The organism is Cellulomonas sp. McL0606, assembly GCF_058248365.1.
In genome coordinates this window covers 1,623,835-1,636,922 of sequence record NZ_CM177779.1, presented here as the reverse complement: position 1 = coordinate 1,636,922, position 13,088 = coordinate 1,623,835, and the positions used below count along the sequence as shown (strand labels likewise).

9 protein-coding genes and 4 pseudogenes are annotated in these 13,088 nt (G+C 72.9%); 7 read left to right on the top strand and 6 right to left on the bottom strand.

Annotation, left to right across the window (positions count from 1 at the left end; genetic code table 11):
- Positions 1-260 precede the first annotated feature (260 nt).
- Positions 261-2,545 (top strand): annotated as a pseudogene (locus AC38ZX_RS08295) (HelD family protein).
- A 4-nt stretch (positions 2,546-2,549) separates the two neighbouring features.
- Positions 2,550-3,749, top strand: a complete 1,200-nt coding sequence (gene serA / locus AC38ZX_RS08290) for a phosphoglycerate dehydrogenase (RefSeq protein WP_426595338.1) — start codon at positions 2,550-2,552, stop codon at positions 3,747-3,749.
- A gap of 105 nt (positions 3,750-3,854) precedes the next feature.
- On the opposite strand, the gene AC38ZX_RS08285 is transcribed toward serA, so the two are convergent.
- Positions 3,855-4,052, bottom strand: a complete 198-nt coding sequence (locus AC38ZX_RS08285; protein ID WP_426595337.1) for a DUF5302 domain-containing protein — start codon at positions 4,050-4,052, stop codon at positions 3,855-3,857.
- Between the two features lie 122 nt (positions 4,053-4,174).
- Between AC38ZX_RS08285 and AC38ZX_RS08280 the strand changes: the two genes are divergently transcribed.
- Complete coding sequence (locus AC38ZX_RS08280) at positions 4,175-4,411, top strand: hypothetical protein (RefSeq protein WP_491296942.1); 237 nt, start codon at positions 4,175-4,177, stop codon at positions 4,409-4,411.
- Positions 4,321-5,043 (top strand): annotated as a pseudogene (locus AC38ZX_RS08275) (aldo/keto reductase); the annotation flags it as partial. The gene AC38ZX_RS08280 and the pseudogene AC38ZX_RS08275, both read left to right, overlap by 91 nt.
- A 324-nt stretch (positions 5,044-5,367) precedes the next feature.
- On the opposite strand, the pseudogene AC38ZX_RS08270 reads toward AC38ZX_RS08275, so the two are convergent.
- Positions 5,368-5,979, bottom strand: a pseudogene (locus tag AC38ZX_RS08270) (alpha/beta hydrolase family protein); the annotation flags it as partial.
- Here AC38ZX_RS08270 and AC38ZX_RS08265 point away from each other — a divergent pair.
- Positions 5,957-6,496 carry a hypothetical protein gene (locus tag AC38ZX_RS08265; protein WP_491296941.1) on the top strand — a complete coding sequence of 180 codons (540 nt, stop codon included), beginning with the start codon at positions 5,957-5,959 and terminating at the stop codon, positions 6,494-6,496. The pseudogene AC38ZX_RS08270 and the gene AC38ZX_RS08265 overlap by 23 nt on opposite strands.
- A 706-nt stretch (positions 6,497-7,202) precedes the next feature.
- On the opposite strand, the gene nrdR is transcribed toward AC38ZX_RS08265, so the two are convergent.
- A complete protein-coding gene (gene nrdR / locus AC38ZX_RS08260) occupies positions 7,203-7,715 on the bottom strand; it encodes a transcriptional regulator NrdR (RefSeq protein WP_426595334.1) in 513 nt (170 codons plus the stop codon).
- Between the two features lie 322 nt (positions 7,716-8,037).
- Positions 8,038-8,466 carry a LysM peptidoglycan-binding domain-containing protein gene (locus AC38ZX_RS08255; RefSeq protein ID WP_491296940.1) on the bottom strand — a complete coding sequence of 143 codons (429 nt, stop codon included), beginning with the start codon at positions 8,464-8,466 and terminating at the stop codon, positions 8,038-8,040.
- A 334-nt stretch (positions 8,467-8,800) separates the two neighbouring features.
- Here AC38ZX_RS08255 and lexA point away from each other — a divergent pair, with 334 nt between their 5' ends.
- Together lexA and AC38ZX_RS08245 are read left to right on the top strand one after the other, a co-directional pair.
- Positions 8,801-9,553 (top strand): transcriptional repressor LexA, encoded by a 753-nt coding sequence (gene lexA, locus AC38ZX_RS08250; protein WP_426595332.1) that lies wholly within the window; start codon positions 8,801-8,803, stop codon positions 9,551-9,553.
- 151 nt (positions 9,554-9,704) lie between these two features.
- On the top strand, positions 9,705-9,935 hold the full coding sequence (locus AC38ZX_RS08245) for a Rho termination factor N-terminal domain-containing protein (RefSeq protein WP_426595331.1): 231 nt from the start codon (positions 9,705-9,707) through the stop codon (positions 9,933-9,935).
- A gap of 42 nt (positions 9,936-9,977) precedes the next feature.
- Here AC38ZX_RS08245 and AC38ZX_RS08240 read toward each other — a convergent pair whose 3' ends face one another.
- Positions 9,978-10,976, bottom strand: coding sequence for an L-lactate dehydrogenase (locus AC38ZX_RS08240; protein WP_491296939.1), 999 nt, complete (start codon positions 10,974-10,976; stop codon positions 9,978-9,980).
- A gap of 49 nt (positions 10,977-11,025) precedes the next feature.
- A pseudogene (locus AC38ZX_RS08235) lies at positions 11,026-13,079 on the bottom strand (ATP-dependent DNA helicase).
- Between the last annotated feature and the right edge of the window lie 9 nt (positions 13,080-13,088).

The window sequence follows — 13,088 nt, the reverse complement described above, 5'->3', positions numbered from 1 at the left end:
CATTGTCCCAGCCGCGGCGCTGACCGGTCGGCACTCGCCGGTACGGGGCACAACGCCCGTCCCCGATGAGTTGTTCCGCGCGCGGTGTGCCCGCGTTGCCCGTTCGCCGAGGGCGATCCGGACGACACCCGGACGGTGGGTGCGAGAGCGCCCGGGACAACGGATAATGGACGGCCGCTCCGTGCGCCGCGCGTCCCCCGACGCGCCGCCGGGCGCTGGACGCACGGCCGGGTCACCTCGGCGGAACGGAGAACGCCGACGTGGCAGCCATGGACAGCGAGCTGACCGGCGAGCAGGTTGTCGTCGACCAGCTCTACGGGCGGCTCGACGACCTCCGCGCGCAGACGCGGGCCCGGCTGGCCGAGGTGCGGCGAGAGGGCCCGTCGGGATCCCCCCAGAACCGCAGCGAGCGCGACGCGTTCGCGACGCTGTACGAGGACCGGATCGCGCAGCTCGAGGCCGTCGAGGAGCGCCTCGTGTTCGGGCGGCTCGACCTCACGGACGACACCCGCCGCTACATCGGCCGCATCGGGCTCACCGATGCCGAGCAGAGCCAGCTGCTGACCGACTGGCGGGCGCCGGCCGCCCAGCCGTTCTACCGCGCGACCGCGAAGAACCCCGACGGCGTGGTGCAGCGCCGGCACGTCGTCACCCGCGGGCGCACCGTCACGAGCGTCGAGGACGAGGTGCTCGACCTCGATGCGCTGGGCGACTCCGAGGCACGCCTGTCGGGACTGTCGGGCGAGGGTGCGCTCCTCGCGGGTCTGGCGGCCGGTCGCACCGGGCGGATGGGCGACATCGTCGCGACCATCCAGGGTGAGCAGGACGCGATCATCCGGTCCGGCTGAACGGCGCTCTGGTCGTGCAGGGCGGGCCCGGCACCGGCAAGACCGCCGTCGCACTGCACCGCGCCGCGTACCTGCTGTACGCGCACCGCCGCCTGCTCGAGCGCTCGGGCGTCCTGCTCGTCGGCCCGAGCCGCACGTTCCTGCGCTACATCGACCAGGTGCTGCCCTCGCTCGGCGAGACGGGCGTGGTCACGACGACCGTCGCGGAGCGCTCCCCGGCATCGCCGCGACCGCGACCGAGGACGAGCGGGTGGCTGACCAAGGGCCGGTCCCTGTGGGCCGACGTGATCGCCCGGGCGGTCCGGGACCGCGAACGCGTCCCGGCGCAACCCGTGCACGTGCGCGTCGAGGGGCACGACCTGGTGATCCGGCCGAACGACGTCGCCTCGGCCATCGCCCGGGCGCGCCGCAACCACCGGCCGCACAACCAGGCGCGCATCGCGTTCGTGCGGGACATGCTCGGCCGGCTCGCGGACCAGTACGTGACGTCGCTCGGCCAGGACGTCCCGCCCGACGAGCGCGGCGAGATCATCGAGGAGATCCGCACGCACCGCGAGGTTCGGATCGCCCTGAACCTCGCGTGGATGCCGGTCACCCCGGAGAGCTTCCTCTCGGACCTGTTCAGCAAGCCCGCCCGGCTCGCGTCGGCGGCGCCGGGCCTGGCCCCGCAACAGCGCGCCATGCTGGTGCGGGCCGCCGACGCCCCCTGGACACCGGCCGACGTCCCCCTGCTCGACGAGGCGGCCGAGCTGCTCGGCGAGGACGACCAGGCCGCCCGGGCGCAGGCCCGCGCCGCCGCCGACCGCCGCGAGTCCGAGGTGGCGTACGCCCGGCAGGTGCTCGAGTCCACGGGAGCCGGCGGGATGGTCTCGGCGGAGATGCTGGCGGACCGCTTCGCGACGACGGGCCCGACGCTCACGACCGCCGAGCGTGCCGCGGCCGACCGCAGCTGGACCTACGGGCACGTGGTGGTCGACGAGGCGCAGGAGCTGTCGTCGATGGCGTGGCGGTGCCTGCTGCGCCGCGTCCCGACCCGCTCCCTGACCATCGTCGGCGACGTCGCCCAGACGACCGCCGCGGCCGGGGCGCGCTCCTGGGCCGGCCAGCTGGACCCGGTCCTGCGCTCGGCCTGGCGGCTGAACGAGCTGACCGTCAACTACCGGACGCCCGCCGAGGTGGCCGACACCGCACGCCGCGTCGCGATCGCCGCCCGGCTGCCGGTCAGCCCGCTCACGTCGGCCCGCGAGGTGCCCGACTCCCTGCTCGTCGAGCACGTCGCCGCCGACGGTTTCGCGGAGGCGGCCGCGCGGCGGGCCGAGAAGCTCACCGCAGAGATCACCGACGAGACCGGCGCCGGGCGGCTGGCCGTGATCGCCGTCGAGGACCGTCTGGCCGGGATCGCGGACGCCCTCGTCGCCGGGGGCCTGCGCCCCGCGGTCGGGACCGGAGCGAGCGCGGCCGACCTCGACGCGCCGCTCGTGGTGCTCACGCCGCGCGAGGCGAAGGGTCTGGAGTTCGACGTCGTGGTCCTGGTCGAGCCGGCGGAGGTGCTCGCCGCGAGCGCCGGGGACCTCTACGTCGCCATGACCCGGCCCACCCGGACCCTCCAGGTGATCCACGACCGTCCGCTGCCCAGGGGCTGGCTGTCCGCAGGGCGGACCGACGTTAGGCCGCTGCCCCGACCAGGCGCACCATAGGCACGTGCCCAAAGCCCTCCTGCTCGAAAATCTGCACCCGCAGGCCGTCTCGATCCTCGAGGCCGCCGGCTACGACGTGACCACCCGGACCGGTGCGCTCGACGAGTCCGAGCTCATCGACGCCCTCGCCGGCGTGCAGGTGCTCGGCATCCGGTCCAAGACGCACGTCACGGCCGAGGTGCTGGCCCACGCGCCCGACCTCGTCGCGATCGGCGCCTACTGCATCGGCACCAACCAGATCGACCTCGCCGAGGCCGCCTCGCGCGGCATCGCCACGTTCAACGCGCCGTTCTCCAACACGCGGTCCGTGGTCGAGATCGCCCTCGCCGACATGATCTCGCTGACCCGTCGCCTCACCGAGTTCGACAAGGCGATGCACGACGGCGTCTGGAACAAGTCGGCGACCGGTGCGCACGAGATCCGCGGTCGCACGCTCGGCATCATCGGCTACGGCAACATCGGCACACAGCTGTCGGTGCTGGCCGAGAACCTCGGCCTGTCCGTGGTCTTCTACGACACCGCCGAGAAGCTGGCGCTGGGCAACGCGCGCCGCATGGACACCCTCGACGAGCTGCTCGAGGCCGCCGACATCGTCACGCTGCACGTCGACGGCCGCAGCGGCAACGCGGGCCTGTTCGGTGCCAAGCAGTTCGCGCAGATGCGCCCGGGCGCCGTGTTCCTGAACCTGTCGCGCGGGTTCGTGGTCGACTACGCGGCACTCCGCGACGCCGTCGTCTCGGGACACGTCAGCGGCGCGGCCGTGGACGTGTTCCCCGTGGAGCCCAAGCGCAAGGGCGACGCCTTCGACTCCGAGCTGCGCGGCCTGTCGAACGTCATCCTCACGCCGCACACCGGCGGGTCGACCGAGGAGGCGCAGGAGGCGATCGGGCAGTTCGTCTCGGCGAAGCTGCGGGACTACATGGCCACCGGCTCGACGACGCTCAGCGTCAACGTGCCCAACCTCGCCCTCGAGCAGAAGCCCGGCGTGCACCGCCTCGCCTACCTGCACCGCAACGTGCCCGGTGTGCTCGCGGCCGTGAACGCCACGCTCGCCGAGCACGGCGTGAACATCGAGGGCCAGCTGCTGACCACCGCCGGCGAGCTCGGCTACGTGGTCACCGACGCCGGCGCGCCGATCGACCCGGCACTCGTGGACGCCCTCACCTCGCGGCCCGAGTCCGTCCGGCTGCGCCAGCTGTCGTAGGACCCACCGACCAGGATCGATCTCGACGAAGGCCCGACCACGCACCGTGGTCGGGCCTTCGTCAGTTCTGCGACTGGTCGACGTCAGGTCGACCGGCGGTCGGCGTCAGGCGGAGCCGGACTTGCGCTGGAACCGGCGCTGCGTCGGGCCTGCCGTCTCCGAGCCGTGCACCTGACCGGTGTTGGACGAGCCGTCCGACGTGCGGTGCTGGTTCGACTTCTTGCGCTCGAGAGCCTCGCGGTACTTGGCCTTCGCGTCCTCGCTCACCGCCGCCGTGGTGGTCTTCTCGTCGTTGTTCGCCATGGGCGTCTTCCTCCTGTGCGGTGTACGTCAGCGGTACGGCGTGTGCGCCCTCCCCGCCAGCGTCCCTGAAGCGAGCCGATGGCGCCACCTCTTCTCACCGATCGGCGGGTAGCGTCGCCCGGGTGACCCTGCCTCACCGTCGTGCCGGCGGCCTGTCGCTCCCGGTCGTCTCCCTGGGCCTGTGGCAGAACTTCGGCGAGTCGACGCCGTTCGCCGACCAGCGCCGACTCGTCCTGCACGCCGTGGACCGGGAGTCGTCCACCTCGACCTGGCGAACAACTACGGCCCGCCACCGTTCGCGGCGGAGGAGTCCGTCGGGCGGATGCTGTCGACCGACCTGCCGCGCGACGAGCTGGTGATCACCACCAAGGCGGGGTACCGCGCGTGGCCGGGTCCGTACGGTGAGCACGGGTCGCGCAAGTACCTGCTCGCCTCCCTCGACGAGTCGCTCCGTCGGCTGCGCACCGACCGCGTGGACGTGTTCTACAGCCACCGGTTCGACCCCGACACGCCTCTCGAGGAGACGCTGGGCGCCCTGCAGAGCGCCGTCCGGTCCGGCAAGGCGATCTACGCCGGCATCTCGTCCTACTCGGCCGACCGGACGGTCGCCGCGCTCGCCGTGGCGCGGGCCATCGGGCTGCCGCTCGCCGTGCACCAGCCGGCGTACTCGATGATGAACCGCTGGGTGGAGCGGCCGGGTACCGACGGTCGCTCACTGCTCGACGTCGCAGCGGGCGCGGGGATGGCCGTCGTCGCGTTCTCGCCACTGGGGCAAGGCCTGCTCAGCAGTCGTTACCTGCACGGGATCCCTGACGACTCGCGTGCGGCCCGCGGCGGCCCGTTGCGGCCCGAGTGGCTCACCGACGAGGTCCTCGACCACGTCCGGGCGCTCGCCGGGATCGCCGGGGCCGCCGGGCGCACGCTCCCTCAGCTGGCGCTGGCATGGGTCCTGCGCGACCCACGGGTGACGTCCGTGCTGGTCGGCGCGCGCACGACGGACCAGCTCGACGAGAACCTCACCGCGGCGACGGCGCCGCCGCTCGACGACGACGGCTGCCGCGGCGATCGAACCGCACGCCGTCGAAGCCGGGATCAACCTGTGGGGCTCGCGCTCGAGCGACCTGTGACGGGCAGGTGCCGCTCCCACCAGCGCAGCACGTGCTCGAACCGGACGCGCCGGTGGTTCGGGGTGCCGGACCGCGTCAGCTCGTGGCCCTCGCCCGGGAACAGCAGCAGCTCCGCCTCGACGCCCCGGCGCTTGAGTCTCGACGAACCAGCGCTGCCCCTGCTCGACCGGGCACCGCCAGTCCTGCTCCGAGTGGATGACCAGGGTCGGCGTCCGGACCGCGCCGACGTGCGCCATCGGCGACTGTGCGGCGACGGCGGCAGCGCCCGCCTCGTCCGCAGCGTCCCCGACGTAGTCGAGGCCGAAGAACCAGCCGATGTCGCTCGAGCCGACGAAGCTGACCGGATCGAGGAAACCGCGTTCGACGATCGCCGCCGCGAACCGGTCGGTGCGCGTGGTGAGCCAGGCCGTCAGGTAGCCGCCGTACGAGCCGCCCATGACTCCGACGCGTCCGCCATCGGCTTCCGGGTTCTCCAGGGCCAGGTCGAGCAGCGCGAGCACATCCTGCGTGTCCACCTCCCCGAACGCGCGCCGAAGCGCCCGTCCGTGCGCCGCGCCGTACCCCGACGAGCCGCGCGGGTTGCCGTAGACGACCGCGTAGCCCGCCTGGGCCAGCACCTGGGCCTCGTCGAAGAGGGCGTGCGTGTACTGGGAGAACGGGCCGCCGTGGATCATCAGGATCGTGGGGTGCGGTCCGACTCCGTCCGGGCGCAGGACCCAGCCGTGGACCGGGTACCCGTCGGGCGACGTCGCCGTGGCTCTCGACAGGCTCCCGGACGTGCCCGGTCGCCCGGAGATCACCGGACAGGTCCGTGCGGGCGGTCGCACCACGGCCCTCCGGGTCGACGACGAGCACGTCGCCGGCGGATGTCGGACCCGCGGCCGTGACGACGATCCGGCCCGAGCCGACCGCGGCGCCCGAGACGACCCCCTTCCCGTCGACGAGCGTGCGGACGGCGCCGTCGGTGCCGACCCGGACGAGATGCACGGCGCCCCGAACCTCGCGGGCCACGATCGCGGCGCCCTCGTGCTCGACGAGCACGGTGGTCAGCAGGTCGACATCGTCGGCGTCGGTCAACCGGACCGGGCTGCCCGGACCCTCACCGAGCGGCACCCGGTAGAGGCCCACCTGGGCCGCGACGAAGTCGCGACCCGACGCGCCGACGTCGCTCGCGAGCAACCACACGGACGTGCCGTCGGCCGACGGCAGGACGGCCTCCACGTCCAAGGGGCTGCCGGCGTCGGCATCGGTGAGCGCCGTGGGGCTGCGCGGGTCACCCGAGGGGGACGCGTCGACCAGGACCGCGTCCTGACGTAGGTCGGTCTCGCGGTCGACGTGTCGAGCGCTGACCGCGACGAGCGCATGTCCGGAGGGCAGCCAGCGCGCACCCCCGACGCCGATCTCGCCGCTGGTCAGCGCCACCGACGTCGGCAACTCGTCCCCACTCCGCGCGCCGGCGGCCGGCAGGTCGACGACGAAGAGGTGTTGCGGCCGGTCGCGGACGAAGCCCACACCGTCGGCGCGGTACCGGAGCTGGGTGATGTGCCGTGGCGGCTCGGCGCCCGGGCGACCGTCCTTCTCGTAGCGACCGGGCTCGGGAACTCGAGCCAGGTACGCGACGCGCCGGCTGTCCGGCGAGAACTGCGGCGCCGACGCACCCAGCGGGGCGTCGGTGAGCGGCAGCGGCTCCCCACCGGTGGTCTCGACGACGAACACCTGCGGCTTCCCCTGCGGCTCGGTCCGCGTGAACGCGACCCAGCGGCCGTCCGGCGAGACCTCCGGCGAGGTGTCCCGATGGCCGCGGGTGAGCGGCCGCGGGCCGCCGCGTCCGTCGTCCAGCGGGACGGTCCACAGGCCGCCGGTGTACTCGTCGTCCGACAGCCGGGGGTGGACGACCGACACGATCGCCCCCGTCCCGTCCGGAAGGACCGTCGGTGGTCCGGGAACCGTCAGCTGCTCGATGTCCGTGGGAAGCATCAGACGAACCTATGCGGAGGATCGGCGGACGTCGCGACGAACGGCGTCAGTCCTGGACGGTCGAGTCGGCTGACTCCTGCGGTGCGACGACGTCGTCGGCGGACGCCGACTCGTCGTGCTCGGCGCGCAGGACGGTGATCGCCGCCTCGAAGTCTTCGAGCGAGTCGAACGCCTGGTAGACGGACGCGAACCGGAGGTAGGCCACCTCGTCGAGCTCGCGCAGCGGACCGAGGATCGCCAGCCCGATCTCGTAGGCGTCGATCTCTGCGGACCCGGCGGCGCGCAACGTCTCCTCGACCTTCTGCGCGAGCAGCGCGAGGTCGTCCTCGCTGACAGGTCGGCCCTGGCACGCCTTGCGCACCCCGCCGGCGATCTTCTCGCGGCTGAACGGCTCGGTCGCGCCCGAACGCTTCACCACGGACAGGCTTGCGGTCTCGACCGTCGTGAATCGGCGGTTGCAGTTCGGGCACTGACGTCGGCGACGGATGGTCGAACCGTCGTCGGAGGTCCGCGAGTCGACGACCCGCGAGTCCGGGTTGCGGCAGAACGGACAGTGCACCGGATCCCCTTCGAGTGCGTGGCACCCTGGACGGGCGCGGCGTCGTGCACGCCTCCGTGACCGTAGGCCAGCCGCCGCACGGTCGCAAGGCGCCTCACAGGGTCCGGCCCAAGGTTGCACAGACCCTCAGGCGGTCGACCTGCTGACCTCCCGGGCGGCGGGGATCACGGCGGTCGACACAGCGCCGGCGCATGCACGATCGACGACGTGGCGAGAGCGGCCGCCGATGAGGCGACCGCCCTCGCGAGGACACTCGGGTGCGCAGGTCACGAGCCGACTCGCCCCGACGCCGCGCGTACCTTCTCCCGGGTGTGCCCGACGCTCAGTCGACCGGCACGACGATGACCTGGCCCGCCATCAGGCCGGCGCTCGGCAGCTCGTTCAGCCGCACGAGGTCGAGCACGACATCGCGCACGTCCTGCCCAGGGCCGGCGATGCTGCTGGCGATCTGCCACATGGTCTCGCCGGGCTGGACGACGTGACGCTCCACCTGCTGAGCGGCCTGCGGTCCGTCTGCGGCGGCCCGGCTGGTGACAAGGACCGCCGAGGCGACGAGCACGAACGCGAAGAACCACAGGGCGACGCGACCACGTGCCGTGAGGCGCAGTCCCGAGAGTCCTCGTCGCGGGACCTCGCGACCAGCCCGGTCCACGGGTGCCCCGACGAGGCGCAGAGCCGGGCGAGTTGCCGCACGGGTCTCCGAACGGGCCGTCGCGGGCCGCAGCGCCGGTGCCATCGCCATCGTGGTCATGATGTCCCTCGTCCTCGTTCCCGCCGGGTGTCTCCCGGCGACGTCCGCCCGTTCACCATCTCGAATCCTCGAACGTGTGTTCGTCGTACGTCTGTACGATGTCTACCACCGTGCGCCGACACTTGTCGAGACACGATCGAACAGATGTTTGAACTTCGTTCCCGAGTTGCCTAGGGTGGCGGTGCAGGACAAGAGCACCACGAGCCACTGACACGACGGCCGGCGAACGGCCCCCGATCCCCCGGGGACGCGCATTGCCACAGGTCACGGGCTCGTTGGCCAGGTACGGACAGAACCGGCGGAGCTCACGACCGCCCGACACAGGAGGAGTGCAGTGACGGACTCACGGGACACGTCCCAGGCCGACGCGGACCTGGCCACCATCCACGCGCTCCCGGACGGCGCACCCGGACCGGACGGTCTCACCGCCCGCCAGCGGCTGGTGCTCGACACCATCCGCCACTCGGTCGAGTCCCGCGGCTACCCACCGAGCATGCGCGAGATCGGTGAGGCGGTCGGCCTGACCAGCCCGTCGAGCGTGAAGCACCAGCTCACCGCGCTCGAGCGCAAGGGCTACCTGCGCCGCGACCCCAACCGTCCGCGTGCCATCGAGGTCGTGCACGCCGACGACTCCCGAGGCGTCGGGACCTGGACCGCGCCGGACGGCAGCCGGGAGGCGTTCCCCGACCACGCCGAGGGCGAGCGGATGCCCGCACCGTCCTACGTCCCCGTGGTCGGACGGATCGCCGCCGGTGGTCCGATCCTGGCCGACCAGGTGGTCGAGGACGTCTTCCCGCTCCCCCGCCAGCTCGTCGGCGACGGCGACCTCTTCCTGCTCAAGGTCGTCGGCGACTCGATGATCGACGCCGCGATCTGCGACGGGGACTGGGTGGTCGTGCGGCGTCAGCCGGTCGCTGAGCAGGGCGAGATCGTGGCGGCCATGATCGACGGCGAGGCGACGGTCAAGACGCTCAAGCGGATCGACGGCCACGTGTGGCTCATGCCGCACAACCCGGCGTACCAGCCGATCCCCGGCGACGAGTCGACCATCCTCGGGCGCGTCGTGAGCGTGCTGCGCAGCCTGTGACCGACCGACCGACCGACCGACCGGCCGGGTGCGAGCGTGAGCGCACCCGGCCGGTCGAGGTGCGCGTGGTCGACCGGCCGGTCAGTCTGGACCTGACCGCTCTGCCCGAGGAGAGGACGCCGCGATGCCTGGACGGATCCCGGACCCGCGCATGAGAGACCCTGCCGCGTTCGAGGCGCTGCGCGTCGACCGTGCGCGTCGACAGGGGGCCCCTGGTGGCGGCGACGCGCCCGTCGCAGATGGGGACGCCCCGGACGGTCCGTCGGGCGAGTACGAGGCGTGGTCCGTGGACGACCTGCGGCAGCGAGCGGCCGAGCTGGGCGTCGTCGGACGCTCGACGATGTCCCGAGCCGAACTGATCGCGGCCCTGCTGGACCGCTGACGGGCAGACCGCTCGGAGGTTCGCCCGAAGAACGGCGGCCGGCTAGAAGCCGAACTGCCGCGCCACGGCACGCACGGTCTCGGCCGATCGGCGCAGGCCGGCGAGCTCGTCGTCGGAGAGCGGGACCGCGAGCCGCTCACCCACCCCGTCCGCGCCGACGATCGCCGGGACCGACAGGCAGACGTCGCTGATGCCGTAGTAGTCGGTCAGGAGCGACGAGACGGGCAGCACGCGGCCCTCGTCCTTCAGGATCGCCTCGATGATCCGCGAGCCGGCCAGCGCGACGGCGTAGTTGGTCGCCCCCTTGCCCTCGATGATCCGGTAGGCCGACTCGACGACCTCGCGCGCGATCGCGTCGCGGACCTCCGCCGTGAGCGGACCGTGCCCGTCGTGGCCCTGCCACTCGAGCAGCGGCACCGACCCGATGCTCGCCGACCCCCACAGCGGCAGCTCGCTGTCGCCGTGCTCGCCGGCGATGTAGGCGTGCACGTTCTGGACGGCGACGCCCGTCTGCGTCGAGATCAGGTAGCGCAGCCGCGACGAGTCGAGCACGGTCCCCGACCCGAAGAAGTGCGTCGGCGGCAGTCCCGACACCCGCAACGCGGCATAGGTGACGACGTCGACCGGGTTGGTGACCATCACGTACACCGCCTTGGGCGCGACCTGTACCAGCTGGGGCAGGACCTTTTTGACGAGCCCGGTCGTCGCCTCCGCCAGCTCGATGCGGGACTGCCCAGGCTTCTGCTTGGCGCCGGCGGTGAACATGACGACGTCGGCGTCCGCGCAGACGGCGATGTCGTCCGAGCCGATCACCTGGGCCATGGGCATGAACTGGATGCCGTGCCCGAGGTCGAGCACCTCCGCCTCCACCTTGGCCGCGTCGATGTCGTACAGGGCCACCGTCCGCGCGGCACCGCGGAGCAGGGCCGCGTACGCCATCGTGGACCCGACGGCACCTGCTCCGACGATGGCCAGCTTGGTGCCTCGCGCCGACCGGGACGGCCGCAGTCCGAGGTCTTCCACGTCCAGGCTCTCGGTCACGAACGGACCCTTCTGTCGTCGGGAACTCTTCGTCAGGATCGCTTCGAGGCTAGCCGGAACCTGTGAGGCGGCGCAGGGCGGCGAGGGCCACGGACCGGTCCGTGGTCGGCCAGAAGTCCGGCAGGGAGCGCGTGAGGAACGGCGCGTAGCGGGCGGTGGAGAGCCGGGGGTCGAGGACGGCGACGACGCCGCGGTCGTCGTTGGTGCGGATCAGGCGACCGGCACCCTGGGCGAGCAGGAGCGCGGCGTGCGTCGCCGAGACGGCCAGGAACCCGTTCCCGCCGGCCTTCTCGACCGCGTCGGAGCGGGCCGACTGCACCGGGTCGTCGGGCCGCGGGAAGGGGATGCGGTCGATGATCACCAGGGTGCACGTGCTGCCGGGCACGTCCACGCCCTGCCACAGCGAGAGGGTGCCGAACAGGCAGGTCGGCTCGTCGGCGATGAACTGCTGCACGAGCGTGGGCAGCTGGTCGTCACCCTGGACCAGGATCGGCACGTCGAGGCGTTCCCGCATCGCCGTCGCGGCCGCGGTCGCGGCGCGTCGGGACGAGAACAGGCCGAGCGTGCGCCCACCCGCGGCCGTGACCAGCTCGGCGATCTCGTCGAGCTGCGCCTCGGTGGCCGGCTCGCGTCCGGGCGGCGGGAGGTGCCGCGCGACGTAGAGGATCCCCTGCTTCGGGTAGTCGAACGGGCTGCCCACGTCGAGCCCGTGCCACGGCACCGACGACGGCGGTGCGGGCGCGTCGTCGTCGATCGAGGCGGGGCCCACGGGTGCGGCGGCGGGCTGCACCTCGAGGCCGACGGCCCGGGCGATCGGGTCGAACGAGCCACCGAGTTCCAGGGTGGCAGAGGTGAGCACGCCGGACCGGCCGGCCAGCAGGTGCGTCCGGATCAGGCCGTTCACCGCCAGCGGCGCCGCGTACAGCCGCGTCGAGACGTTCCCGCGGCGGTCCTCGGACCGGGCGCACCACAGGACCGTGTGCCGGTTGCCCTCGGGGTCGGCCGACATGCGCTCGGCCACCTCGTAGAGGGCGAGCATGGTCGCCTGGGCCACCTTGCGGCCGGCGTCCTGCTGCGGCTGGCCGCCTCCCTCGGGCTTGAGCACGCTCAGCAGCGCGCGGGTGGCGTCCCGGACGCTCGCCACCGCGTCGCGAGCCGCCGGGGGCAGGCCCTCGCGGAACCGGGCCTCGGGGAGCGTGACGAGGACACCGGCGAGCGCCTGGCTCGCGGTGTCGAGGTCGGTGGTCGGGATCCCGCCGTGCCGCCGGGCCAGCCGGGACGCGTTCTCGATGACGCCGACCGACAGCTCGGACGTCGCCTGGGCCGTCACCCGGTCCGTCGAGCTCGTGCGCCTCGTCGACGACGAGCACCTGGTGCTCGGGCAGCACGTTGGGCGAGCCGGACGCGGCGATCCCGAGCATCGCGTGGTTGGTCACGACCACGTCGGCCTCCCGCGAGGCAGCCTTCGCCTTCTCCGGGAAGCACTCGCTGAGCATCGGGCACTTGCTGCCCAGGCACTCCAGCGACGCCACGGAGACCTGTCGCCACGCGCGGTCCGTCACGCCGGGCACGAGGTCGTCCCGGTCGCCGGTCGACGTCTCGTCCGCCCACTCCCGGAGCCGGAGCACCTGCGCCCCGAGGTTCTCGGCGTCGGATGCCGGGTGCTCGACGGCACCCGCGTGGTCGCCCAGCTTCGAACAGCGCCTGGGCGTCGTCCTCCGGGTAGCCGCCCGCGACCTTGTGCACGCACACGTAGTTGTGCCAGCCCTTGAGCAGCGCGATGCTCGCCGGTCGCGGCAGGTGCGGTTCGAGGGCCTTCGCGACGAGCGGGAGGTCGCGCGCCATGATCTGGCGCTGCAGCGCGAGCGTCGCCGTGGAGACGATCACGTGCTCGTTCTCCAGCACCGCGTGCCGCACGGCGGGGACGAGGTAGCCGAGCGACTTGCCGGTGCCCGTGCCCGCCTGCACGAGCAGGTGCTCGCCCTTGTCGATGGTCTGCGCGACGGCGACCGCCATCTCGTGCTGGCCGGCTCGCCGGGCGCCGCCGAGGGCGGTGACCGCGACGTCGAGGAGGTCCTCGACAGAGGGGTCGGTGTCCGGCACCGCGTCAGC

What these genes read in the sequence shown, in the direction of transcription:
- AC38ZX_RS08245 (WP_426595331.1), top strand. Translation starts at nt 9,705, where the DNA reads ATGAGAGACCCTGCCGCGTTCGAGGCGCTGCGCGTCGACCGTGCGCGT.
- AC38ZX_RS08255 (WP_491296940.1), bottom strand. Translation starts at nt 8,466, where the DNA reads ATGACCACGATGGCGATGGCACCGGCGCTGCGGCCCGCGACGGCCCGT.
- AC38ZX_RS08285 (WP_426595337.1), bottom strand. Translation starts at nt 4,052, where the DNA reads ATGGCGAACAACGACGAGAAGACCACCACGGCGGCGGTGAGCGAGGAC.